The following is a 25,170-nucleotide window of genomic DNA, read 5'->3' as shown; positions in this document are numbered from 1 at the left end:
AAAGTCGAATTGGCCTTAGCTAAAAGCCAATTCGACTTGAGATTCGTGGTTGTCTTCATAATCTTCCAACGCCGCAACGGTCGCTCCTGAATTTCCAGAAGTGACTACACACCTTAATTCAAATTGATTTTAAATACATCCCCTGCATTGCCACCCAAAACGATCAAGCCACCTTTAGGCAGTACAACCGAATTGTTATGGCTGGCAGTTGAAAATTGTACAACCGCTCCTGTTTCATCATAGACAGCGAACCCTCCGCTTTTGGGATAATCAACGGTCAGCGTTTTATTGGCTGAGCTTTTATCTACTTTATACCATGTGACTTGGCCATTAGATGGTATGGTGTACACTGATTTCCCACCCTGGAAAGGTTTAATAGCATCCTCACTGATATAGGACTGTCCATCTATGGTTAAATACTCTGAACCATCCTTGGTATAAAAATTGAGATCAAATGCATCTCTTCCACTCATAACAGGAATCTCAACGGCATTAGCGGCTTTATTCTCATCCACAATTTTGGTACCACTTGCGTATCCATCATGATCAACGGATATTTTTTTCGTTATAAACGATGGGGCCAGATAAAAAATAGAAGATATCTTTTCATCCAGGGCATAATAATTCTTCCCGTTTCTATGTTCCCATGCCTGTTTAACTGTAGTATTTAGAGGGTTGGCATCAATCTTTTGATATTCATAAGTCACCATAACCATTTGACCTAATCCCGGAAAGTTTAAATATACGTTAGCCTTAATATATATCTTCCCGTTTTTTTGTTTGTCAAAGCTTACAACTACACTGCCATCACTGCTTTTGAATTGTCCATTGCCTATATATACATATTTTTGGGCTGGGACGAATTCCCCAAAAAAAGCAGGTAAATCAAACTCACCATTTTTAATGTCTACATTGATGGTAGTACCGACAGAACCGTATAATCCCGAATATGCAAGTAAATCAGACGGCATTTCTACTTTTACAGGAGACTCAAATGTTTTATCCGGTTTGATGTCTTTAATGATGCCCTTATCTTTTAAAAGTTCCAATAAAATGTTAGAAGCAAAAGTACTATCTAAGATAGAAGACCCTCCAGATGAAAGCACAGCCATAGAGATATGATGCTCTGGTATGGTGATCAAAGTAGAGTGATACAAAACAGTATCCCCCCCCTTGGATAACGCAGTTATTCCGTAATCACTAAACGGTGCCAACTGAACCGCATCCCAACCAAGTCCATAATTAAAGCTGTTTGTCTCTTCAGGTACCCATATTCCTTTTCGATATTCATGACTTTGCATGGACTTCGCCGATTGTACAGATAAAATATCGGGTCTGTTCCCCGTCAATACTCCTGCAAACATAGCCACCTCTTCTGCGGTGGAGTATAAGCCCCCTGTCCCGATGACATTGGCATTTTCAACCGGTAAGGCCCCCTCAATCGCAGGAAAATAAGTTTTGGACAGCTTTTGTCTATCAAATTGGTCGAGAGGTGTTTTGGTAGATTTCAAACCCAAAGGGGTACTAATATGCTTTGCCAGGAAATCAGTGTAGCTTAAACCGCTCACCCGCTCAACCAATATTTCAAGCAATTGAAATCCATCATTGGTGTATACGGAATATTCGCCAGGGTTTGATTTTAAAGTTTCTGATTGCAATCTCAGCAAGAGCTCATCATGATTTTTTGTATCATTGTCATTAAATAACATACTATTTTTAAGGTGAGCACCATAAAGACCTGACGAATGATTTAAAAGCATACGCGGTGTAATTTGTTTGTATCTTTCATCAGACATTTTAAAGTCCTTAATATATGTTGTTAGCGGCTGATCAATATCTACCTTATGGGCATCCACCAGCATCATCGTTGCAGCAGATACATACATTTTGCTTGTAGAGCCTATACCGAACATCGTATCTTTGGTGATTGGCTCGTTAGTTGCTTTATTCTTTACACCCACGCTATCCGATAGTACGATGTTTCCTTGGTCCATAATGGCATACTGCACACCGCTAGCACCGTATTTGGATACCAGCTCCGAGGCCAGACTGCGAGCCTTTTCCTTGATCGGTTCAGGAGTGCCTTGAGCAAAAGTATTTGTCATCGGTAGTACAACAAGCATAGCCGAAACGAATACAGCTATTATTTTCTTCATTCCATATTTCCTCCTCTTATAGCTTCACCAGATTTTATTACTGACCTGATCATACAGTGAACGAAGATTTTATATAAAAAATCACCCTTAAACGAAAAAAACAATCCCTAAACAACATATTGTCTAAGGATTGTCCTTATAAAATGGCAATAAAACCATATTATTGAATACTTTATTTTTCGTTTCAATGGTCATATTCCCACCGTATTTATCACATATTCTAGATATATTGGTTAAGCCAATACCATGAACATCCGGGTTTGACTTTTGACTATGCAAATGGGCCACTTCATTCTCCACATGATTAAGGATGTGAATGAAAAGCGCAGATTCATTGGAATGTATTTTAATAAGAATATATCTATCATCAGCAATTTTGACCTTTTTAGATGCTTCTATGGCATTATCCAGCATATTGCCCAGAGCGACACATAAGTCATAACGTTCAATATTTACTTTCTGTGAGTATAAGTTGAGCTGGGTATCTACCTTTATGCCATTGGCTTGCCCAATATTAAGACTATTCGTGACAAGGGCATCTATAACTAGATTACCGGTATTAACTCTTTGATAGGCTCCTTCGATTTTATTTAATGTGACCTTAATATGTTCACTTGCCTCAGCTAATTCATTTCTCTTGATACATTCGTCAATATACAAAAACTGTTGGTGTGTGTCATGAATAATTCTTTTCATATTTTTAAAGCTGTGAACCGTTTTTTCGTAGTTAGCATCTTGGTAGTCCATCTGGTGTTGTAGTTGAGCATTTTCATGCATTAATTGGAACTTTTCAATGACATTATCGAAGATGTATATGATAAAAACATTTAAAGAGATAAAACCAATAATAGAACCAAAATAATACAAATTCTTTTCACTATAAACAGATAAAACATGGACCTGGTATAAACTTATGATAGGAACGATTAAAAATAAAATATAGTAGCGATGCTGCAAAGGGAAGGTTCTGCGCTTGGCAAATAGCCGTATAATCTGAATGACAGCAAACATGATAATGCAGCTGAGTAACATAACCTTAGAGGATATCAAGCGATCTTGTCCGCCCAAATGGCTAAAGTTACTGATTTTAGCGGAGCCTACAGCATATAAAATATAAAGAGATATAAAATTAACGATAGTTATCAATACAGCATAAAGGATAGAAAAAATAATCTTTGTCTTTATTTCCACTGTATACGATTGCGCTAAACTAAATATGACAAGTAATGCTAAAATCGAAGATATCGTAGGAGATAGATAAACACTTAAATATAAAAAATTCAGCAACCCGAAAATAATGAAATACATCATTCTGTTCGGCTTTCGACTGGACTTATCAAAAACCGAGTTGAAGTAAAAATTCACTTGGAAGCACATAACAAGAACAACGCAAAGATTAAGCAGCAGGGAGTTATATTCCATCATATTAATGCATCTTCATGATCATAAATTTGGTATATAGATCTTTAACTTCTTTTATTTTAGAACGTCCAATAGGCAACTTCACATCATTTGACATCAAAACATCACCGCCAGCAAATTTTTTCACATGAATTAAGTTTATAATAATCGAACGATGAATTTGTAGAAAATTATGTTCTTTTAATGCTGAAGCATAGTCCGAAAGAATCCCTTTGCTATCATAGGTTTGTGTAGGGGTAACAAAATGCAGTTTGTTTTTTATGGTTAAGCTTTTAGCCACTTCAATACTAATGATATCATCATATTTTAAAAGCATCTCTTCATAAGCTGACTTGATGATAACGAATTTTTTATCGAGAGATTGAAAGTACTGACACAGCTTGATCATTTTTTCCTCAAAGATATGGGGAGCAATTGGTTTTATTAAGTACTGAAATGTAACTACGTCAAAACTTTCCAGCATATACTCAGGATAGCTCGTTAAAAAAACAATCTGTTCATCCAGGTGATTTAAACTCCTTATTTTTTTGGCGGTTTGAATTCCGTTTATGCCATTCATTTCAACATCCAATATTAAGATATGGAATGGAGACTGATGGTTTTGATAATGAGATACCAGCTTTTCTCCTGAGTCAAATAATTCAACTTTAAATTCTATATTGGTCTTGATCGACAACGTAATTAGCATATTTTTAACAAGTTCTCTCTGCTTGTGCTCATCATCACAAATAGCCACTCTATACATAAATAACATACACCTCATTCCTATTGCATTGACATGGAATTGTATTCTAAACAGTATATAACCTTTTAATACTCTATAAATAGCTTTTGGATAAAACGCAAATTCAAATCCCTCAAATGCCAGTATACAAGTCGCTCAGCAGTTGCATCCAAGGTAAAAAAGAAACCCTCGTCTTTAAAAGACGGGGGTTTCTTAACTGTTTTACTGATCGTTATTTAAAAAAATCTGCTCTCTTGTCTCCACCGTGGGAACGTCTGGCAAAATCGACGAATTGGAATTTGTCTAACCGATGTCTGGATTCGGTGTACTGGAACAATGTAGTGTCTTCCAGATAAACATAGTTACGTACTACAACCACATGAGTGTAGTTCAGGAGGTCCATCAGCCTACGGTCTTCTTCATCTGCATCTTCTACAGAAACGACCTTTTTGGCATAACTGATCGGAAGATGGAGTTCCCCCTCCAGATATTCGTAGATGGATTCACGACTAATCTCCTCGGTAAGCACTGGGACAATGTCTGATCGAAAGTAATCTTTGTCCAGTATGACGCATTCACCTTCAATTTCGCGCGCACGAATGACCTTCCAGACTAAATACTTGTCTTTGTCAATTTCAAGGTGAGTCGCGATGTCGTCTGGAACGGGAATCAGCTGATTTTCATGAACAATCGTTTGGGATTTACGTCCAATCCGCTCAGACATTTCTTTGAAACTGACCAATCCTCCTATCGGAAAATCCATCCGCCCGATGTCCAGAACAAAAGATCCTTTTGCCTTTATTTTATGGATATACCCATTTTGGGCAAGCAAGTGAAGTGCCTTACGCACGGTCTCGCGAGAAGTGTTATACTCTCGGGCCAGTTCATTTTCAGAAGGCATTTTCGAGCCTGGAGCTAATTCGCCTGTCTGAATTCGTCCCGAGTACTCCTGATAAATTTGCAAAAATATATTCTTAGTCAATTTTCATCACCACGTTTATTGTAGCATTCTTTCACTGACCAAGTTACTAAATTAGGCTAGCAGGATGAATCAGGCTTAATTCGTATTGTCCGATGAAGAATTCAAATGAATTCTCATTAAAACATATTGCAGATCGTTTGCCTCACCCGGCAGCTCCTCCACCGATTCAATCATACTCTGCCCATCGGGCACAATAACTGGTGTGATGATAGGATATCCCGATTTCTGAATCAGCTCACGGTCAAATTCCATCAGTAGCTGTCCCTGCTCGACGGTTTGACCTGTTTCCACATGCATGGTGAATCCTTCTCCCTTTAATGATACCGTGTTGATTCCTACATGTAACAGAATCTGCACACCTGTCGGGTGTTCTAAAATCAAGGCATGTTTGCTTTTCACCATGATGTGAATGACTTTACCACTGAAAGGGGCAAGAATTCGACCATCCCTCGGTTCCACTGCAATACCTTGCCCCATCTGCCGTTCGGCAAATGCCGGATCAGGAACCTGTTCCAATGGCACTACATGCCCTGGTACCGGAGTTTTTACTTCCAGCACATCCAGTGCAGAATTTTGTTGATCCGAATCTTTCCGTATGGAATCCTTAGCTGGTGTAGCTGGAGTTTGATGGCGCTTACTTAGCAGTTTTCCATACATAAAGGTTAAAGCAAACGGTACAATCAATACGATTGCCATCCCGATGAAAAATACTCCCCAGTTGTTTGGGAAAATAGACAAGAAGCCTGGAATCCCTCCTACACCAATGGAAGAAGCCAACACATGATTTACGGTGAGTAGTATACCTGCGATACCTGAACCGATCATTCCGAATACGAACGGATATTTATACCGAATATTCACCCCGAATATAGCAGGCTCGGTTACACCCAGAAACGCAGAGACGGAAGAGGTAAGAGCCAATCCTTTTCCCTTTTGCTCCTTCAATACCAGCATCATGGCCAGTGCTCCGGCCCCCTGAGCGATATTGGACAGCGCCAGCATCGGCCATAGGAACGTGCCACCCTGCGTACCAATTAATTGCACGTCCACCGCCAGGAAAGTATGGTGCATTCCCGTAATGACCAGCAAGGAGTAAAAGCCTCCATAAATCAAGCCACCCAGCGCAGGAGCCAAATCGAAAACGTATACAAGACCAGACGTAATTGCATTACCAATCATAAAAGTAACCGGACCAATCACTGTGAAAGCAAGAAATCCTGTAATTAACAATGTAATCGGAGCTACGAGCAACAGCTTAAATGAATCCGCTATCTTTTTATTGAGGAATTTCTCAATTTGTGCGAGCACGTAAGCGGATACCAAAACGGGTAGAACCTGTCCCTGATAACCAATCTTGTTCACGTGCCAGCCAAACAAATCCCACACCGGAACGGTTCCTTTGGTAACGGCATCCGCATAACTGTATGCACTTAGCAGATCCGGATGAACCAGAATCAAGCCTAGTACAATCCCGAGTAAAGGACTACCGCCAAACCGGACAACAGCCGACCATCCAATCAAGGCAGGTAGAAATGTAAAAGCGGTGCTGGCAATGGTATTAATGATTGCTGCAAAGTCTGTCCATTGAGGGTAGACCTGAACCAGAGACATTCCTTCGAAAAAGATTCCATTGCCTGTCAGAATATTATTGATCCCAAGTAATAAACCTGCAGTCACGATCGCGGGCAAAATGGGAATGAAAATATCCGCCAGTGTCTTGATGGCACGCTGAATCGGGTTTTGTTTTTTACTAGCTGCGTTTTTAACTTCATCCTTAGAAGCCCGACTGCCTCCTGTAATGGAGATCATTTCGTCATACACCTTATCGACCAGACCTGGACCAATCACGACCTGATACTGTCCTTGTGAAGAAAATTGACCTTTGACCAGATCATTTTGATCAAGTGCATCTTTGTCGACCAGCTTATCATCGTAAAGGGCAAATCGCAGACGAGTTACGCAATGCGTAGAGGCCTCTATATTGTCTTTGCCACCAACGGCTTTTATAATGTCTTCCACCTGTGCTCTTTCAATCGCCATCTAGTCCACTCCCTCGACGTTTGTTCATTTTTAAAGCAGCCACCCCGGTTGAAAATGAATGTACTACCGGGGTGCTGTTAGATGTTTTCATACTATTCACTAAGGTTATCGAACAATCCACATGTAGGAAGCATACGGAGTCAAAGAGACCACCTGATTTAGCTTCGGGGCGTGCTGGGTATTGCTGATTAAAGGCTCAGCCGCATCCAACCCTTTATTTTCTAAAGATGAATAAAATGAATCCGGTATACGGAATTGTACATCCTGCCCGCTAAAATTAGAGATGACGACCAAAGTCTCCTGTTCATTGCTGCGTTGATAGGCATAGACCTGAGGATGAGCTTCGTCCAAGCGTCGATAAGTCCCATCGGTGATGACCTGTACCGTCTTGCGCAGATGAATCAGCTTACGATAATGGTTGTAGATCGAGTTCGGGTCCTCTAGCTGGGACTGAACGTTGATCTGTGGATATCGTTCATCTACCTTAATCCAAGGCGTGCCTGTAGTGAAGCCCGCATTGCGAGTGTTATCCCACTGCATCGGTGTCCTCGAATTATCACGGGACCGCTCTCGAATGATATCCAATGCCTCCTCTGCACTTTTGCCTTGTTCCTGTAAGATACGATACATATTCAGCGATTCAACATCCCGGAATTCTTCAATATCTGACCACTGCGGATTGGGCATACCAATCTCTTCACCTTGAAAGATATAAGGTGTTCCCTGAAGTCCATGTAGCGTGGTGGCCAGTAGCTTGGCGCTTTCCGCATGATATTCGCCGTCATCCAAAAAGCGAGAGATCGCTCTTGGCTGATCATGATTGTTAAAAAACAATGCACTCCAGCCGCCACCCTGCTGCATGCCAATTTGCCAATCCGAGAATAGCCTTTTCAGCATTTCAAAATCATAAGGCATGAGTTCCCACTTTTGTCCATGGGGATAGTCCACCTTCAAATGATGAAAATTAAAGGTCATGGATAATTCTTTTCTCTCTGGGTTGGAGTAACGGATACAGTGATCCAGTGAGGTGGAGGACATCTCCCCTACAGTGACACTGTTATACACTGAGAATACTTTCTCATGTAATTCATGAAGGTATTCATGCACATGCGGACCGTCCGTATAATACTTACGTCCGTCCCCAGGAGCCGTGCTTCCATCATCATCCGAGAATTGCTGATCCTTGGAGATCAAATTAATGACATCGAGCCGAAAGCCACTAACTCCCTTCTCTGCCCAAAATTCCAGCACATGAACAACTTCCTGACGAACTTTGGGATTTTCCCAGTTCAAATCCGCCTGCGTCTTATCAAACAGTGTCAAGAAATACTGGTTGGTAGCCTCGTCATACTGCCAAGCGGGTCCACCAAACTTGGACATCCAGTTGTTCGGAGGTCCTCCGTCGGGTGCAGGGTCACGCCAGATATAATAGTCCCTGTACTCATTATCCTTAGAAAGCCGCGCCTGTTGAAACCAGACATGCTCTGTAGATGAATGGTTAACCACGATGTCGATCATCAAGTACATTCCACGTACCCGAATTTCCTGGCTTAGTTCTTCAAAATCCTGCATTGTTCCGTAATCAGGATTAATCTCGCAATAATCGGCTACATCATACCCGTTATCACGCTGGGGCGAGACATATACAGGCTGCAACCAGATAATATCAACACCCAGTCCTTGCAGATAATCCAGCTTTTGTGTCAGTCCTCTTATATCACCGGTTCCTTTGCCCGTCGTATCGTTAAAGCTTTTGGGATAAACCTGATAGACGACCGATTTGCGCCACCAGTCTTGATCTTGAGGAATTAAAGCTTTGTTCATTGCTTCCATTCATGCTCATTCCTTTCTTACGAAATGAAGTAGCGTAAAAGAATCTAGTATAACGCTTTCAACTTCTTGTATATACAAGATTAAATCATGTATATACAAGTTGTCAACAGGCTTTATCTATTAAGGTAATACCCGTTTTACAGCTAAATGATCAGTAATCTTATTCACGCTGTCCGATTGTTTTTCATGACTCTTTGAATAAGCTCTATTTCACACGAAAAAGGCTCCTGCTTTATAAGTCAGGAACCTATCTTTTTCTATGAGAAATACGTTATTCAATTTATATCCAGATTGATAGTGCACTATAAAGAAGCAATAAGGCCATGATGATATTGAAGGAACGCTCATATTTATTCAAGAAGCGTTGAAACATGGCACCAAAAATCGCCCAGCACATGACAGCAGCAAAGCCAATGCAGGTCAGGAGTAACGTGATCACAAGCATTGTCATATATGACACATCATACGGCATTACAAACGTTGAAATGACCGTAATACCATACAAAATGATTTTTAAATTGATAAATTGCAGCAGCAGGCCTGATTTGAAGGAATACCCTTCATTGTGGTCATTATCCTTCGTAGTAGATTTGCTCTTTGCTATTTTTACTGCCAGATAAAGCATGTACAGACTACCGAGAACATTCATCCAGATTTTGACCCGAGGCAAGAAATGATATAAAGCTAGATTAAAATAGCAGGCTAACAGCATAATGGCAAAACAGCCTGCTGTGACTCCCAGTAAGAATGGAAATGCCCTCTTCAATCCTAATCGCCTGGCACTGTCTAAGGACATAATATTGTTGGGTCCTGGCGTAAAGCTGGTAACAAGCACGTAAGATAAAAATGGAATAAACGGCATAAAAAATCAACTCCAGTGTGTTATAATTGAATAAAGCGTACGTTTAAGCGCATTTTTTGTACTCTATGATTGTACATTATGTTCTTTATATAGCACAATAGGGAGCGGAAAAATGATGGAGCATATTAATTTGATTTTAAGCAAAAATTTAAAGCATCTAAGAAATGAAAGAAAATTGAGCTTAGATAAATTAGCTGACCTGACTGGAATCAGTAAAACGATGCTCGGCCAGATTGAACGGGGAGAATCGAATCCCTCAATTACAACGGTATGGAAAATTGCGAACGGCTTGAAAATATCATTCACTGCCCTGATTAGCGAACCGCCTGCCGATGCCGTAGTCGTTCCTAAAAACAAAGTACAAGTGCTTGAAGAAAGCAATCACTATCGTTTGTATCCGTTTTTCCCCTATGAAGGAAATAGAAATTTTGAGGTCTATACCGTAGAGATCGAAACAGGCGGGGAACTGAGCTCTGCCCCACACCGTGAGGGCACTGAAGAATTTATTACTGTGTTTGAGGGGGAAATGGTGGTAAAAGTCAGCGAAGAAACATACACAGTGAAAGCTGGAGATTCGATCCGCTTTAAAGCAGACCGTCCACACATATACTATAATTTTGGAGAAACACTGGTAAGGATGAATATGATCATTTATTACTCTGTATAGTTCATTCCTTGAAGAGCATATATGTAAAATTCCTTAAATATAAAAGATCCTATTAAAATAAGGAGCTCTTTTAATAGGATCATCGGTACAAATATTAAATGATTAGACCTGTATAGCGTTTAGGAGATTTCAATTTGTTTAATTATTCGTGCTGGATTTCCAGCTACAACTACATGATCTGGAACGTCCTTGGTTACTACTGCTCCTGATGCCACAACGACGTTATTTCCTATCGCAACACCGGGATTTATAACCGCCCTGCCGCCAATCCATACATTGTTGCCAATCGTTACAGGCTTTCCATACTCTGCCCCAGCGATTCTTTCAAACGGATCAATGGGATGAGTCGCTGTGTAAATATGGACTCCTGGAGCCAGAAAACAATTATCCCCAATACGCACTTCGCAAACATCCAAAATAGTACAGTCAAAGTTGGCATAAAAATTTTCCCCAACATGGATGTTGTATCCGTAGTCACAGCGTATGTTAGGCTCCATGCTTATATTTTCACCCGTGGAACCGAAAAGCTGCTTAAGTAATTTTTCACGGTACTCACTATCCGCCTCCGTCGTCTGATTAAAGAGACGTACACATCTTCTCGCATACTCTCTTTCACTCGTTAACTGAGGATCAGCAGCTACATACAGTTCCCCATCCAGCATTTTTTGTTTTTCCGTTTTCATCGACATGTGACAATCTCCTTTATACTTTAATCTTATTTCTTTTCTCTCATCCCTACGGGCCGGGCAGCGCCCGATATCAAACCAGCAATCATAACGCCAATAAGCACGACAATTAAGGCATGCAGGAGGCCCACATGTTCACCTAAAAGCCCTAATCCTGGAGGTCCCACCAAAAAGGCAAGATAACCGATCGTGGCCACGGCTCCTACCCGGATAGCAGCACCACGAGGATCATCTCCAGCAGCTGATAAGCCTACCGGAAAGCCAAGTGATGCCCCCAGTCCCCATAGCAAGATACCCAATCCAGCCAAGAGATCCTGCTGCCCCCAGATCACTAGAATAATACCAACAGCAGCTAGGACAGCACTTCCTTTCAACACAGGGACGCGGCCGTATTTATCCAGGATAAATCCACCTGTGAAACGTCCAACGGTCATCGCTGCCACGAAAAGCCCATACATATAGGAGCTTGTTAAGGAGTCTACGCCGTAACCATCTACCATCATTAGCGGTAGCCAGTCATTCGCAGCCCCTTCTGCAAACGCCATCCCGAGCACGATGATACCAATTAATAGGATTCGCCGTTCTTTCCAGACAGCAAGCTGAACCTTAATACTAGATCCACTTTTATGGGAAGCACCATCCTTTTCTTTACCTGTACCGTGGGGCAAATAACGATACAAATAGAACGTTACTGCTGCAATCATCGCAGCCATAGCTCCGAAATGAATCACAACAGGTACGTGTAGCGCCGCAGCTCCAGAACCGATGATAGCTCCTGCAAGTGTCCCCATACTAAATGAACCGTGAAAGGCGGGCAAAAGCGTTTTATTCAACTGATTTTCTACCGCAGAGCCTTCGACATTAAGAGCTACTTCGGCTGTGCCATAGCCACTACCAAAGATGACCAAACCAACAAACACGATGCTCGTAAGCGAAAATGCAGTTCCCAACCCTACAATGACAAAACCAATCACAATCAAAAGCGCACTTCCCAGAATGACTGACCGTCCACCTATGCGAGAAATAACATTGCCCGCACCAAGTAGTCCCAATAAAGAACCCGCAGCTAATCCAAAAATAATGATCCCCATTTCGGCAGTCGAGGCATGCAAAATATCCCGTATGACAGGTGTGCGAGACACCCAGGAAGCAAAAGCTACACCCGGTAAGGCGAATAAAACAAATAAAATATTACGAACTATCCTAGGATTCATGGAGGGTTCTACTGTCATTGATTAGCTCCTAACGATACTTATTATAAATCTTTTAATAAGTAGCATTATAACAAGTTATTCTATTCGTATCCAGCACTATTGTCAAAAAAACTTGACGGTATGCTAAGCTGTGAGAAGGCAGTCTTCTGTTTTTAGAGCTTCATCATTAGAAGCCTTATCTTCATCCCCCAATTCGTCCCAGAAGGCAGCAGATTGCTACAGGTATCCAGGTTGGTTTAAACCAGCCTTTAGAGTTTAAAACGGCTCATGAAAAAAGAGTGCTCCTGGATTGTTCCAGAAACACCCTGCTTTTCCTATCCAAATTTCTACTTTTCGATTTTAAGCGTTTAGCTTTGTACGGAGGACCTATTATATATTTTTTTCGATACCAGCATATTGCTCTCGATTACTTCTTTAGTAGAACTATCTTTTAACAAAACCATTTGTGACCTCCATAGGATAATAAACTAGCAAGAAGACCTGAACAGATAGGCTATAAACATACACTACCTATTCAATCTTTTAAATTAAACCATACACGATCTATACCGAATCAACCTGAAATGTCATTATTCTTCTTCCATTCTCAATCTGATTTCTCCCTGCAACTCTCCATCTGCTGAAGCTTGAAGCAACAGCTCACCCGCCACACTCCCGGACTGCACGATCACAAGACACCTTCCTCTGTGTGTTCGTCTGCCATTCCCCTGGTAGGGTTCATCACTGGTGAGATCGCCATTGTCTATTCCAAGGATACGGCCATCACCATGTAACTCAAAACGCAAATCAACATCCTGGTTGGGTACAACGATCCCATGTTGGTCTATAACGGTTACTTCCACATGGGATATCTCATACCCATCAGCAGGTAGAATCGCCCGATCAGCTTCCAATTTTAGAGCATAAGGAAGCCCAGCGGTGGTCAGTTCATGCTCACAAACCTGCCGATTTCCATTGCGGCCTATCGCCCGGATTTTGCCAGGTGTATAGGGTAATTCCCATTGAATTAAATGATTAGGGTAATCAGCCAACTTCCTCTCGCCGTAGGATTCCTCGTTCACGATTAATTCCACGCGCTCACAATTGGTGAAGGTAACCAACCGTATTAGTTTCCCTGCGTATTCAGGTAATGTCCAGTGATCTTCCATAGCCGGTGATTTCCAGTGCATCGTCCATGTCGGATTATATTCCGATTTCATATGGTCGTTAAATGCGGCTATGTGCACAACGGGCTGATCAGACCATAGACTTTGTTGGAGATAAGACACAGGTTTGCGGAACCCACACGTGTCGATCAGGCCAGAGGACCATCCTTTGGAGGGGTAGCTTGTTTCCCCCAAATAGTCAATGCCACTCCAAACAAATTGACCGATCACATAATCGTGATTAGCGACATCAAACCATGGATTCTGGGGCAAATAACCTTTAACACGGTTACCTTGACCCCGATAGTATGGGAACGTCTCTGTTCCAAGGATAAGCGTATCTGGCATGGCTGCTCTATAATGCTCATACCACTGCTCCTGATAGTTCAATCCCAGCACATCCACTCGTTGTGCCAGCAGCTTGGTATGCTCCACCTTGGCCTCAATTGAGCCATCACGCAAGCTGATTGGTGTATTATGCGGCTCAAGCGCGCAGGTAACAGGCCGGGTGGGGTCTTTTTCATGGCAAAAGGCAACTAGCTGCTCCAACATGCTTAGCATGGACGGTTGCCCTTGGTTCTCCACTTCATTCCCAACGCTCCACATAAAAACACTAGGATGATTCCTGTCTCTAACAAGCATGGCTTCCAGATCCTTTGCCCACCATTCATCATATACATGCTCATAGGAAAGAGATTTCCATTTGTCAAAAGCCTCATCAACTACCAGGAAGCCCATCTGATCACACAAGTTTAATAATTCGGACGCCATAGGGTTGTGAGCACAACGGATCGAGTTACAGCCCATTTCCTTCAGCTTCTCCAGCCTTCTCTTCATAGCTGTATCATGGTAAGCCGCCCCCAGGCAGCCTAAATCATGGTGAATGCACACTCCCTTCAGTTTCAGGCTGCTTCCATTCAGCAATAATCCATTTTGAGAATCGAGGAGCACTTTTCTTATGCCAAAAGGGGTACGATAACGATCCACCTCCGTATGGTCGCAATAGATTGTCGTATGGGCTTCATAAAGCACCGGATGGTCCGGTGACCATAATTCTGGCTCTATAACTCGCGTTTTCTGCTCAATTTCCTCTGTTTCACAGCCCGCAAGAGCTACTCGAGTTTCAATTTTCCCTTTTACTTCTCCCTGTGAATCCAGTATTTCAGTCATAACCGTACACTCTACGGCATGTGCATGATGATTGCTGATCTGAATTCTGGCACTCACCTCGGCTTCATCTGGTGAAATTTCAGGTGTGGTAATAGTAGTGCCCCATTCGGTTACGTGAAGATAATCCGTATAAATCAGGCACACATTACGATAAATACCAGCCCCCGAATACCATCTATCAGGTGGAAGAAGCGTATTATCCACTTTGACGGCAATTACGTTATCCTCGTCCCACCGAATATATGGAGTCAAATCATACTGAAAGCTAACATATCCATAGGGCCGATTGCCCACAAAATGCCCATTGAGCCAAACCTCACTATTACTGTGAATGCCATCGAATTGTATGTATACGCGCTGTTTTGTAGAGGAGGGCCTCACATTAAAATGCTTTCTGTACCACCCGACAGACCACCTGGGCAAATAAGCTTGATTGCCACCATACGGCATATGTGGATCAAAGGACTTTTCAATACTCCAATCATGAGGAATATGAAGGTTCTGCCAATGCCCATCGTTATAATCGGTCTTCTCGGCGCCTGTGTAATTACCTTCTATAAATTTCCAATCCTTCCTGAACGGCATAATCACTCTGCTTCCCATTATCTTGCCTCCATTTCATAAAGTAGATGAACGGATAAAAACAACAGTGCGGGATGATCATCATTAGGTATGTTCTCGCCTATAATATTTGGAATACGGGACGATCCTCAACAAAGAAGACGGGGAGCATTGGAAATTGGACGGAAAGTGTATCAGCAAGATGCTTCATACCAGGTGCTTCACTTTCAGCATGTCCCAGCATAATAAGTGCTTTATTTTGCCCTTGATAAACAGCGTCCTTCACATATTCTGGTGTTTCCCATTCGGGCCCTTCACCAGCAATGATCAGGTCCACATTTTCATGTAAAAATAATGGGATGGCTAGTTCACCACCTCCCCTATATCCGACTAGGATTCCCACTCGTTCACACGGCATGGAAACCTCGCCAGCAACTCGTACATAACGAATATCAAGTTTGGCTTTTATATATTCAGCAATCTCTTTAACTTTCATAGTCGGAATAGCCAAAATGGAGGAAGAAGGCTGCTGTTTCACAACATAAGGGTGCCAGTCAAGCGCCTGTAGAAGTCCAACCATCACTCCATCCGGTTGGTAACGATGTATAGTGTCATGAAAACGATAAATCCCTACGCCTGAATCGGCGACCAGACGAGATTTGGACAAATAGACGGGATCATGAAGTAAACATTCCTGCATCTCGTGATGACTATAATACATACCTTCATGTGTAATAATAAAATTTGCACCAAGCGAAATAGCTTGCTCTATCACATATTGTGACGCGCAGAAAGCGGTTACAATTCCTTGGATTTCAATATCTCTAAATTTTGGGTCAAGCAAATCTACGCTTGTATTGGGTATGTCTATTCCCTTTGTCAGATAAATTACCATCTGCCCCATAGTTATGGTCATACACGTGTCCCTCCCCATGAAGAATATGCATCCATTGTACCATTTTATTCTATTATGGAGCCTATTATTTCTCGCAAAACAGCCAGCTCCGAGGGAACTAGCTGTTTTGCAAAAGCATCTATTTTTTACTTCAGAACTCCCAAAATAGAGTCGATTCGTTCTTTGGCTCCTTGCCAAGATGCCATGACCGGGAACTCATATTGCTCTCTTGCTCTCAAATTCCATGGATGAGGAATACAAAGCACCTTCTTCCCCTCCTCCAGTGCAGGCACCAAATTGTGGGGACCATCATCAATCAGGAGGTCATAGTTAATCAGATTCTTTCGTTTACATGGAAAAAAGTTCTCGATCGGAATGAATGGCATATGCCTTTGAAGCCAATTCCATTTCTCCACGACGGTTTTCGGTTCTGCCGCTGTCACAATAATGACATCAAAAGCATTGCAAAGCTTCTCCATTTCTTCTACGACATACTCGTCATACAGTTCAAGTTCCTCAAACAAACCCGGTCGTCCATAAAATACATCATGTGTGCTTTTCGGATGACGTAGATGATCGGTATTCCAATCTAACATTTCTTCATAACGAAGCGGATGAGTGGGAAATTCACTATTGTTATGGTATATAGCCCGTTTGACGAGATGACAGATCGTATCGTCCATATCGACTGCTATGATTGGTTTTCTCATCTCTTGCCCCTATCTATTCTGTTAAAAGTAGTACGAGAATATCATACAACAATTTAATACTGGGGTGAAGCTGGGCATAGACTATATCATTGGTGCTCACATGACTCCCGATAACTCCCCAAACGTATTGTTAGGTATTTCATATAAAACATATCTATTATAATAAAAAGTTAGTTTTTATTTTATTGTTTTTAGCTAACTTATCAATAAAAAAACAAGAACACATGTCATTTCAGAGAGAATAATCATAATAAAACCTTTGAAAACACTATTACAACAAGAAATTCGTACATAAATATTCCGAAAACAAAAATAAACTAAAAAAATCAATTGAATAACAAACACGCAAATGATAGAATAACGAAAAATAACTATCTTAAAAATGAAAGCGCTTTATATCGTGTTTAGCTTACTGCTATTTACATACCGGCATACCTACTCCACCTCTACATAGCAGGAAGTTGAATAATATATTTTAGGGAGGAATAAAAGTGAAAGCATTGTTAAGAAAAGCATTATTATCTGGACTCGCTGGTCTGCTTATCATGATTGGTTTGGGGGGATTCATCTCCAAGGCGCAAGCTGCTTCAGGGTTTTATGTAAGCGGTACCAAACTGTACGATTCTACAGGCAAGCCGTTCGTTATGAGAGGCGTCAATCATGCTCACACTTGGTACAAAAACGATCTTAATACTGCCATCCCGGCTATTGCCAAGACAGGTGCTAATACAGTCCGGATTGTCCTTTCTAACGGAACCCAATACACCAAGGATGACATAAACTCCGTAAAAAATATTATCTCCCTAGTCACAAGTTATAAAATGATTCCTGTACTTGAGGTTCATGACGCTACGGGTAAGGACGATTATGCGTCTTTGGATGCGGCTGTGAATTACTGGATTAGTATAAAAGATGCCCTGATCGGCAAGGAAGATCGGGTTATCGTGAACATTGCGAACGAATGGTATGGCTCCTGGAATGGAGGCGGTTGGGCAGATGGGTATAAGCAAGCGATTCCCAAGCTGAGAAACGCAGGTATCAAAAATACGCTCATCGTCGATTGTGCTGGTTGGGGACAATATCCTCAATCTATCAATGATTTCGGTAAATCTGTATTTGCAGCTGATTCTTTGAAGAATACGGTATTCTCCATCCATATGTATGAGTTCGCTGGTAAAGATGTTCCAACGGTTCGAACCAATATTGATAACGTTCTGAATCAAGGACTCCCCCTGATTATTGGTGAATTTGGCGGTTACCACCAGGGAGCAGACGTCGACGAAACAGAAATCATGAGATACGGCCAATCCAAAGGTATAGGCTGGTTAGCTTGGTCCTGGTATGGCAATAGCTCCAACCTTTCTTATCTTGATCTTGTAACAGGACCTAATGGCAATCTGACCGATTGGGGCCGCACCGTGGTAGAAGGAACCAACGGCATCAAAGAAACATCGAAAAAAGCCGGTATCTACTAAAAAGTGCTATAGGAAAATAAATGTAATAGACTCATGGCTGAACCACCATGAGCTATTACATTTTTACACTTCGTATTAAAAGTACTCGCTGAGCGTCTTGATCTTACCCTGTTATACGGTGATTTGGATTTCATACACAGGCACAATGCTGACCGTGCCAATGTCCGCAATTCGTTCCTCCGTTGTCTCTTTCCAGCCAGCCATGGTCGTATTGCTATTAAGAACCTTGCCCTTTCGAATTGGAGAAACATATACGTACATCCCTCGCTCGATAAGCCGATGTTCAAATGACTTCAAACCTATTTCCCAGGTCGTATGGTTGCAGAAATTATCGTGAATCAGTTCACCATCAATAAATGCATAACCGATATCTCCCGTATAATCAATACGCAGCAGAGCCTCCTTGACCCCATCAAGGGCATTTGTTTCAAAATCAAGGACGAATTTATCATGATTCACCCTTTTCAGATGAAAGTGTATTTCCTTCTTAGGAACTCTGAACCGATACGTTGTAAATAATTCACTTGCTGTTGTTGCAAGCAACTCTCCACCGGATATGGATGTGATTGAGTCGTCAAAATCCGGGAATACACTCAGCGTTACAATCTCCTGATCTGTTGATTCCAGCTTCACCTCAGCTCCGGATACAAGTAAATTGGTACTTGTCAAGACAACTCTGTCCCGACCTTGCAGATTGACCTTCCAAAACTCCAAGCTTTGTTCATCAGTCATTGTATAGATGACGACTTTTTGGCCACTTTCAGATACCAGGCGGATGAGACTCTCTTCCTCTTCAGCAACCTGAATGATCGTATTTTCACCCAATTGCTCAATCGAACCTTTGTCAATTGTGGCACGGATGATATCTTTTGATTCCAATACATACGTGCCTTTCATCCCGTCCGGTACAAAGAAAAAATAATATATTTCTCCATCCTCTTCTAGCCTTGTTATCAGCTGTACTGTTGCATATTTGAGCTTTATTCCATCCAAATTGAGGTTAAAAGGCAAAATAGCGAAGCTATCCCGTCCTAATGTCAGTTCACCTTGACTAGGGATTACAATCGTTTCCTCAGGCAGCTCAATGCTTACATTGAAATTGCACAGATCGTAATTTTCAACATGGTCCTGAAAATTATTTAGAAACAAGTACCCCGCCCCGGCACTGGAGCGAACCGCATATCGTAAGGTATCCACATCATAAGGGTCCATTGAGGACGTGTCCTCTGGCAGAATAGTCTTCGTCAGAGAGAATTGCTTTTGGAACGTTGAAAGAAAATAATGCTGCAGCTTTGTTCTTCGGTATGACTCCCTGATTTGACCGAATTCTCCAATCATGGCATTGAAATCATAGGATATTTTAGGTGTAGCCATATCGTTTGTGAACGGGTTAACCTTACCTTGAGGATTGGAACCCCCATGATACATATAGTATCCGATCAGGTTACAGCCTTCTGCAACCTTCATGACAGTCATCGCTGGAACACTACGATAGGGAAAGACAAACCGGTATTTATAAAACTGAACCATACCGCCACCCATTTCGCAGCAAGCGTACGGATAGTCTTCCGGGGCGTATAGGGGCTCGAAATTATAGCTTTTCGAAATCTCATTATTATGCTTGTCTCGGAAAATGTATTCCGGTGTCGCAGGATGCTCGTCCTTCCCCTCCAAGCGTCCCTCTTCATAATAAATCCACGGCCAGTAGGCGTACCCGCCCCATAGCGGCAGCATATCAGGAACAAGCGTTGTCGCTCCTCCCCATCCTGTGCATGTATAGATCGGAGTATCAATCCCCGCTTCTAGAGCTATTTCTTTAAGCTTTAACATATGTGAATTACCGTCACTCCCAGAGTTTAACCACATATCATTAATTCCTACAGTCAATCCCCACTGGGCAGAGGAATGATGATGCTCGTTTTCGATTTGGGTGCCGATGATCGGCCCACCCTCCTTATATAACAGCCCTTTAACCTGAATGCCGATTTCGTTATACATTCTTCTCGTATAAAACAAATATCCCTCATCATTAGAACGAACCTCAAATGGGCGACCAAATAGCCAATCCGGTATACCGCCGTTTCGGATTTCGCCATGATTGAAGGGTCCGATTCGGATAATGACATATAGCTGATGTTTGCCACATAACTCAATAAAATAGCGGAGGTTTTTGTTCCCACTCCAATTAAAAATACCCTCGACTTCTTCATGTAGATTCCAAAAAACATAAGTAGCAATAATATTGACGCCACCCATTTTTATTTTAATAATTTCGTCTTCCCAATAGCGTTCATCATAGCGTGCATAATGGAATTCACCACAAATCCCGAAAAAAGGCTCTCCATCCTTCTCCATAAAATAGTTGGTGAAACCGATTTGTTCTCCCTTTGGATTGGTGCCGCCAAGCCTGAGCTTTCCTTTCACAACATGCTTATGATCATCTCGGACCGTAATTCGATAGTTTCTCATAAAGTTCACTCCTCTCACTCGTTCATATTGAATGACTCTAGCTATCTCAGAGACAATAGGTTGTCTAAGAAGTAAACTCTAATTTGAGTTTAGAATAAATTGGTTCCACTTGCGCTGCCAGGCTATATCATTCCAGAATGGGTGATGCGGCGCACAGTTGGAGCAGAGGGTCATTCCCCAGAACCCCAGTGCCATTCCTTTTCGCAACACATATTCAGCTATATATTTACCGACTGGGCCTTCTTCAAATTGGGCATGCAGGGGTGTATAGCCTACGTAACCTTCTCCTATGACAATTGGAATACCGGAATGACGGGTCCATTCATGAATCTCTTCCAACCGGGAGTCAGCCTTCTGCAACATGGCCATTTTATGATCTCCGTACCGATCGTACAAAAATAAATCCCATTGATCCGGATCTACCCAGTCGTGTAAATAAATAAGCCTCATGCCAACGGGATTGCCTTCCATCCGCCAATTTTGCTCTGGAGGCAGAGCCCAATCTACAAATGGAGGGGCATCTTCCCTCAATAGGGATTGGACGAATGGATTGGGGAACGGCGCCAGCTCATTATCAAGCCCTGCCGCTTCCATAAGCTCATTCAGCACCCCTTTAATATAAAGATGAAAATGGGCCACCTGCATATTGCGCGCCACGTAAGCTTTAGGGTAGGCTTCATTTAGTGTATAGCTGGCTGTCATCATAATATCTGGATGGCTTTGGCGAAGATATTCAATCGCTTCTTCTACGTAAGGCTGCATTGCTTCAATCATTGCCGGTACGTTCGTTTCTGCTATGCCCTCAGACGTTCCGACGGCGTTTAGCTGCCCAAATTCCACTTCGTTATGCAGCTCTGTATAGATAATCTGATCCCTATAGCCTTCTGCTGTAACAAACCGAATCAACTGATCCATTGATTTTGCAATCGTCATGAATCTTTCCTTAGGTGGAATCGCAGCTAATTCATCTCTAAGCTCGGCATGAGCCAGGAAGGTCGGACTCTGCTGATATTCCCAAGAGGATAATATAATGTAACAATTATGAGCCTTGGCCTGTCTAAATAGTTCGAGCAAATGAGCATGCCCATCCAGCACTGCACCGCCGCGACAGTTATACCAGCGCGTACGCTGGCCCACTTTTCCAAGACTCGCAAACTCCAATGGCCCGGGGCGTTTGCCATCCACCGTAAACAACATGAAGGGCATAGCGCATATTCGGATCGTATTGTAGCCTCTTTCGACCGCTTCCTGAAAACGAGCTGCCAGGTCGCTGTAGGGCTCCCCCTCCTGTGTCATGGTATACCAAGAGAAGTCCCACATCGTGATCGTCAATTTGCGCGGTACACTTCTCATCAGATTACTCATTCGATCTCCCTCCCAGCCCCAGTCCATAGGGTTCAATGCTCCTTAATTCACAAGCCTTCCGCAATGCTTCTACAGCCTGTTCAATCTGTCCAGTTACCTTCATGCTCCATTCATCGCTCCCTCATAGTCGCTCTTATATCAAAGCTTATAAGTAAGCGGTATCACAGACAATTGACAATCCACTGTTTATGATGGACTATATACGTATTTCATCACTAGAGCCGCCTATGGCTGGGGGAAAAGTAGACTATGAATAAGAAAGCCGATGGATTTGAGCGTAAAAAAGTATATGTCCTTCCACCCTATATGCTGAATAAATTAAAAATAAATCCGCTAACAAAAAATGTATATATTACGGATATAGGCTGCTTCAGCCATGCCCGTCATCATTTTCGTGAAAGAACACGCGGCTGTGACTCTCATATATTCATTTACTGTGCGAGTGGAAGGGGCTGGATACGAACCAAGGATAACCAAACCATTGTCCTGAAAGAGCGAAGTTTTGCTTACATTCCTAGGGACATTCCACATGCTTATGGGGCTGACGATGAAGATCCATGGACAATTTACTGGTTTCATCTTAAAGGGGACCAAATGGATGATTTTATGGCGTTGTTTGAGCCGTTTAAAATGTATATTTCGATGGCCGCCAGTGATGAAATCAAACTGCTAGAGCTATTTCATCAGTGTTATGACCTTTTATTGAACAAATCCTACTCCATGATACATTTAGTTCAAGTGTCGCAAACTATCCGTTATCTACTGAGTTTTGTTGTATCCGTTGCCTCTCGCAAGGAGGACAGCACGTACCAGAGCTATGTCGATAAGGCCACACGTTATATGGGCGAACAATTGGAATCCACCGTTTCGCTTGATGAGCTTAGCCGACATGTTCAGGTATCCAAGCAGCATTTAAACCTAATATTCAAGCAATCCACCGGGTATTCTCCTGTCGATTACTATTTAAGAATGAAAATTCAAAGAGCCAGTCAGCTTTTGGATTTAACGAATGCTTCTATTAAAGAAATTAGCATACAACTCGGTTTTAGGGACCCTTATTACTTCTCCAGGCTATTCAAAAAAGTAATGGGCTGCTCTCCTCTGGCGTACCGAAGTAATTTAAAGGGCTAATTCATGGATGAGCTCCCCCTACACGGATCATTTACGGACCAAGGAGCAAGGTCTATACTTAAGTACAAAAAAGGAAGTTTTGTATGCTCCTAACGTTGAATCGAAGACTCAATGCAGCTATGCCGCTAATCACACCCATCAGCATTCTAATTGGCGTCCTGATCGGTACGCCGTTGTCCCAGTATACTGAGCTTTCTCCCTGGCTGTTTGCATTCATGACCTTTGCGGGCAGCATCGGTATGGGGTTCAAGGATTTTATCCATGTGATCAAGCATCCTGGTCCGCTGATCGCCTGTCTGTTTATTCTTCATCTCGCCATGCCGCTTCTCGCCATGCTGCTTGGGCATCTGGCTTTCAGTGACGATCCTTATACAATTACTGGACTGATTCTTGGTGCGGCTATCCCAACGGGCATCTCCAGCTTCGTATGGGTCAATATTTATAAAGGCAATACAGCGCTGACATTGGCGATCATTCTAATTGATACAATTTTGGCCCCGTTCGCTGTGCCCGGCATTATGTCCCTGCTGATCGGAGCGAATGTCCAACTCGACACCTGGGCAATGATGCAGAGCCTGTTCTGGATGATTGTCGTTCCTTCATTAATTGGCATGGTGTTGAACGAATGGACCAAAGGAAAGATTAAGCAGGTATGGGGACCTCGGCTCGGTCCATTCTCCAAGCTGGCTATGGCTCTGGTCGTCATGATTAACGGATCTGTCATCGCACCTTATCTGGTCGATTTTAATCTCAAACTTGTCGGAGTATGCCTCTCCATCATTATCCTTGCCTCCACTGGATATGCGATTGGTTATCTCATATCTGGGCTGATGCGATGGAATAATGCAGACCGTACAGCGCTTGTCTTCAACGGTGGCATGCGCAATATTAGCGCGGGGGCCGTGCTTGCCATCACCTACTTCCCGGCTCCGGTAGCGTTGCCCGTTGTACTCGGGATGATTTTTCAACAATCCACAGCGTCTCTGGTCGGATTTCTGCTGAGCCGCCGCGACCGCGCCAACGCTAAGAATAAGCGCAGTACGCTCTCTGCTTCCTAAAGTCGGAGCGGTTCTAAGTATCAATAAAAAAAGCCGCCAATATGGCGGCTTTTTTTATGATTACCTGTGTCAATCCTCACTCATTACCTTATTTAGTTTTTCATAAACAGACAATAAAGACTCTCTTTCTTCTTCGGTTAGATTTTCAAATAGTTCTCTTCTAAGCTTTCGTCCTTCTTCCTGTGCTTTATTTAGCATTCCGACACCAGCGTCAGTTATTTGCAGGTACACAATCCGCCGGTCCTCCTCATCCGCCACTCGTACAGCCAACTCCTTTTTTACAAGCTTTCCAGATAGATGGGTTAATGTCGGAGGAGTTAGCCCCAATAACCTGGCCAGGTCAGAAGGACGGCACTTTCCGTAACTATTTAGATACGAAAGAATAAGGATATGTGATATCCCTAGATTCTCATTAAACATTTTATTCCATCTAATTAATAGGTTGTTTGTAACCTGGTCCATAGCATGAATCAACGTAAATATATTTTGTTCTTTCATTAACACTCCTTAACCTGCTTTCTCAAATGAAATAACAGCCCCCTATATTGTATAGGGGGCTTGTATAAAAGTCATTCTTTACTGAAAGAAGGTCAGATATCCATTCC

19 protein-coding genes are annotated in these 25,170 nt (G+C 42.4%); 4 read left to right on the top strand and 15 right to left on the bottom strand.

What is annotated here, in order from left to right; translation table 11 throughout:
• Positions 1–113: 113 nt before the first annotated feature.
• The 7 genes from ABEW32_RS13045 to ABEW32_RS13015 form a co-directional block, all read right to left on the bottom strand.
• Complete coding sequence (locus ABEW32_RS13045; RefSeq protein WP_430188265.1) at positions 114–2,156, bottom strand: serine hydrolase domain-containing protein; 2,043 nt, start codon at positions 2,154–2,156, stop codon at positions 114–116.
• A gap of 123 nt (positions 2,157–2,279) precedes the next feature.
• A complete protein-coding gene (locus ABEW32_RS13040; protein WP_430188264.1) occupies positions 2,280–3,581 on the bottom strand; it encodes a GHKL domain-containing protein in 1,302 nt (433 codons plus the stop codon).
• 1 nt (position 3,582) lies between these two features.
• Positions 3,583–4,323, bottom strand: coding sequence for a LytR/AlgR family response regulator transcription factor (locus ABEW32_RS13035; RefSeq protein ID WP_430188263.1), 741 nt, complete (start codon positions 4,321–4,323; stop codon positions 3,583–3,585).
• Between the two features lie 211 nt (positions 4,324–4,534).
• Complete coding sequence (gene treR, locus ABEW32_RS13030) at positions 4,535–5,284, bottom strand: trehalose operon repressor (protein WP_430188261.1); 750 nt, start codon at positions 5,282–5,284, stop codon at positions 4,535–4,537.
• A gap of 75 nt (positions 5,285–5,359) precedes the next feature.
• On the bottom strand, positions 5,360–7,324 hold the full coding sequence (gene treP / locus ABEW32_RS13025) for a PTS system trehalose-specific EIIBC component (RefSeq protein ID WP_430188260.1): 1,965 nt from the start codon (positions 7,322–7,324) through the stop codon (positions 5,360–5,362).
• 105 nt (positions 7,325–7,429) lie between these two features.
• On the bottom strand, positions 7,430–9,157 hold the full coding sequence (treC, locus tag ABEW32_RS13020; RefSeq protein ID WP_430188259.1) for an alpha,alpha-phosphotrehalase: 1,728 nt from the start codon (positions 9,155–9,157) through the stop codon (positions 7,430–7,432).
• 280 nt (positions 9,158–9,437) lie between these two features.
• On the bottom strand, positions 9,438–10,019 hold the full coding sequence (locus ABEW32_RS13015; RefSeq protein WP_430188258.1) for a LysE family transporter: 582 nt from the start codon (positions 10,017–10,019) through the stop codon (positions 9,438–9,440).
• A 112-nt stretch (positions 10,020–10,131) separates the two neighbouring features.
• Here ABEW32_RS13015 and ABEW32_RS13010 point away from each other — a divergent pair, with 112 nt between their 5' ends.
• Positions 10,132–10,686, top strand: coding sequence for a helix-turn-helix domain-containing protein (locus tag ABEW32_RS13010; RefSeq protein WP_430188256.1), 555 nt, complete (start codon positions 10,132–10,134; stop codon positions 10,684–10,686).
• Positions 10,687–10,805: 119 nt separating this feature from the next.
• Here the strand turns inward: ABEW32_RS13010 and ABEW32_RS13005 are convergent, their stop codons facing one another.
• The 5 genes from ABEW32_RS13005 to ABEW32_RS12985 all read right to left on the bottom strand — a co-directional run bounded on the left by ABEW32_RS13005 (position 10,806) and on the right by ABEW32_RS12985 (position 17,067).
• On the bottom strand, positions 10,806–11,375 hold the full coding sequence (locus ABEW32_RS13005; protein WP_430188255.1) for a sugar O-acetyltransferase: 570 nt from the start codon (positions 11,373–11,375) through the stop codon (positions 10,806–10,808).
• A gap of 26 nt (positions 11,376–11,401) precedes the next feature.
• A complete protein-coding gene (locus ABEW32_RS13000) occupies positions 11,402–12,604 on the bottom strand; it encodes an MFS transporter (protein ID WP_430188254.1) in 1,203 nt (400 codons plus the stop codon).
• A gap of 551 nt (positions 12,605–13,155) precedes the next feature.
• Complete coding sequence (locus ABEW32_RS12995; protein WP_430188253.1) at positions 13,156–15,504, bottom strand: glycoside hydrolase family 2 TIM barrel-domain containing protein; 2,349 nt, start codon at positions 15,502–15,504, stop codon at positions 13,156–13,158.
• 79 nt (positions 15,505–15,583) lie between these two features.
• On the bottom strand, positions 15,584–16,378 hold the full coding sequence (locus tag ABEW32_RS12990; RefSeq protein ID WP_430188252.1) for a Nif3-like dinuclear metal center hexameric protein: 795 nt from the start codon (positions 16,376–16,378) through the stop codon (positions 15,584–15,586).
• Positions 16,379–16,503: 125 nt separating this feature from the next.
• Positions 16,504–17,067: a 5' nucleotidase, NT5C type gene (locus tag ABEW32_RS12985; protein WP_430188251.1), complete on the bottom strand. Its 564-nt coding sequence runs from the start codon at positions 17,065–17,067 to the stop codon at positions 16,504–16,506.
• Between the two features lie 491 nt (positions 17,068–17,558).
• Here ABEW32_RS12985 and ABEW32_RS12980 point away from each other — a divergent pair, with 491 nt between their 5' ends.
• Positions 17,559–18,542: a glycoside hydrolase family 5 protein gene (locus ABEW32_RS12980; protein ID WP_430188250.1), complete on the top strand. Its 984-nt coding sequence runs from the start codon at positions 17,559–17,561 to the stop codon at positions 18,540–18,542.
• Between the two features lie 111 nt (positions 18,543–18,653).
• On the opposite strand, the gene ABEW32_RS12975 is transcribed toward ABEW32_RS12980, so the two are convergent.
• The gene (locus ABEW32_RS12975) at positions 18,654–21,011 is read right to left on the bottom strand and encodes a beta-galactosidase (RefSeq protein WP_430188249.1); all 2,358 of its coding nucleotides are present in this window, start codon (positions 21,009–21,011) and stop codon (positions 18,654–18,656) included.
• Between the two features lie 78 nt (positions 21,012–21,089).
• Positions 21,090–22,376 carry a cellulase-like family protein gene (locus tag ABEW32_RS12970; RefSeq protein WP_430188247.1) on the bottom strand — a complete coding sequence of 429 codons (1,287 nt, stop codon included), beginning with the start codon at positions 22,374–22,376 and terminating at the stop codon, positions 21,090–21,092.
• A 249-nt stretch (positions 22,377–22,625) separates the two neighbouring features.
• On the opposite strand from ABEW32_RS12970, the gene ABEW32_RS12965 reads away from it, so the two are divergent.
• Positions 22,626–23,507 (top strand): AraC family transcriptional regulator, encoded by an 882-nt coding sequence (locus ABEW32_RS12965; protein ID WP_117290134.1) that lies wholly within the window; start codon positions 22,626–22,628, stop codon positions 23,505–23,507.
• Positions 23,508–23,590: 83 nt separating this feature from the next.
• On the top strand, positions 23,591–24,565 hold the full coding sequence (locus tag ABEW32_RS12960; RefSeq protein WP_117290132.1) for a bile acid:sodium symporter family protein: 975 nt from the start codon (positions 23,591–23,593) through the stop codon (positions 24,563–24,565).
• A gap of 69 nt (positions 24,566–24,634) precedes the next feature.
• Here ABEW32_RS12960 and ABEW32_RS12955 read toward each other — a convergent pair whose 3' ends face one another.
• Positions 24,635–25,063, bottom strand: a complete 429-nt coding sequence (locus ABEW32_RS12955) for a MarR family winged helix-turn-helix transcriptional regulator (RefSeq protein ID WP_430188244.1) — start codon at positions 25,061–25,063, stop codon at positions 24,635–24,637.
• Positions 25,064–25,170 lie beyond the last annotated feature (107 nt).

The sequence above is a fragment of the Paenibacillus jamilae genome (assembly GCF_050482105.1).
Classification (GTDB): Bacteria; Bacillota; Bacilli; order Paenibacillales; family Paenibacillaceae; genus Paenibacillus; species Paenibacillus jamilae_B.
Note: the sequence above shows the minus strand (reverse complement) of the source record. Positions and strands in the feature narration are given on the sequence as shown.

What these genes read in the sequence shown, in the direction of transcription:
- ABEW32_RS13045 (WP_430188265.1), bottom strand. Translation starts at nt 2,156, where the DNA reads ATGAAGAAAATAATAGCTGTATTCGTTTCGGCTATGCTTGTTGTACTA.
- ABEW32_RS13040 (WP_430188264.1), bottom strand. Translation starts at nt 3,581, where the DNA reads ATGATGGAATATAACTCCCTGCTGCTTAATCTTTGCGTTGTTCTTGTT.
- ABEW32_RS13035 (WP_430188263.1), bottom strand. Translation starts at nt 4,323, where the DNA reads ATGTATAGAGTGGCTATTTGTGATGATGAGCACAAGCAGAGAGAACTT.
- treP (WP_430188260.1), bottom strand. Translation starts at nt 7,324, where the DNA reads ATGGCGATTGAAAGAGCACAGGTGGAAGACATTATAAAAGCCGTTGGT.
- treC (WP_430188259.1), bottom strand. Translation starts at nt 9,157, where the DNA reads ATGGAAGCAATGAACAAAGCTTTAATTCCTCAAGATCAAGACTGGTGG.
- ABEW32_RS13015 (WP_430188258.1), bottom strand. Translation starts at nt 10,019, where the DNA reads ATGCCGTTTATTCCATTTTTATCTTACGTGCTTGTTACCAGCTTTACG.
- ABEW32_RS13010 (WP_430188256.1), top strand. Translation starts at nt 10,132, where the DNA reads ATGATGGAGCATATTAATTTGATTTTAAGCAAAAATTTAAAGCATCTA.
- ABEW32_RS13005 (WP_430188255.1), bottom strand. Translation starts at nt 11,375, where the DNA reads ATGTCGATGAAAACGGAAAAACAAAAAATGCTGGATGGGGAACTGTAT.
- ABEW32_RS13000 (WP_430188254.1), bottom strand. Translation starts at nt 12,604, where the DNA reads ATGACAGTAGAACCCTCCATGAATCCTAGGATAGTTCGTAATATTTTA.
- ABEW32_RS12995 (WP_430188253.1), bottom strand. Translation starts at nt 15,504, where the DNA reads ATGGGAAGCAGAGTGATTATGCCGTTCAGGAAGGATTGGAAATTTATA.
- ABEW32_RS12990 (WP_430188252.1), bottom strand. Translation starts at nt 16,378, where the DNA reads ATGACCATAACTATGGGGCAGATGGTAATTTATCTGACAAAGGGAATA.
- ABEW32_RS12985 (WP_430188251.1), bottom strand. Translation starts at nt 17,067, where the DNA reads ATGAGAAAACCAATCATAGCAGTCGATATGGACGATACGATCTGTCAT.
- ABEW32_RS12975 (WP_430188249.1), bottom strand. Translation starts at nt 21,011, where the DNA reads ATGAGAAACTATCGAATTACGGTCCGAGATGATCATAAGCATGTTGTG.
- ABEW32_RS12970 (WP_430188247.1), bottom strand. Translation starts at nt 22,376, where the DNA reads ATGAGTAATCTGATGAGAAGTGTACCGCGCAAATTGACGATCACGATG.
- ABEW32_RS12965 (WP_117290134.1), top strand. Translation starts at nt 22,626, where the DNA reads ATGAATAAGAAAGCCGATGGATTTGAGCGTAAAAAAGTATATGTCCTT.
- ABEW32_RS12960 (WP_117290132.1), top strand. Translation starts at nt 23,591, where the DNA reads ATGCTCCTAACGTTGAATCGAAGACTCAATGCAGCTATGCCGCTAATC.
- ABEW32_RS12955 (WP_430188244.1), bottom strand. Translation starts at nt 25,063, where the DNA reads ATGAAAGAACAAAATATATTTACGTTGATTCATGCTATGGACCAGGTT.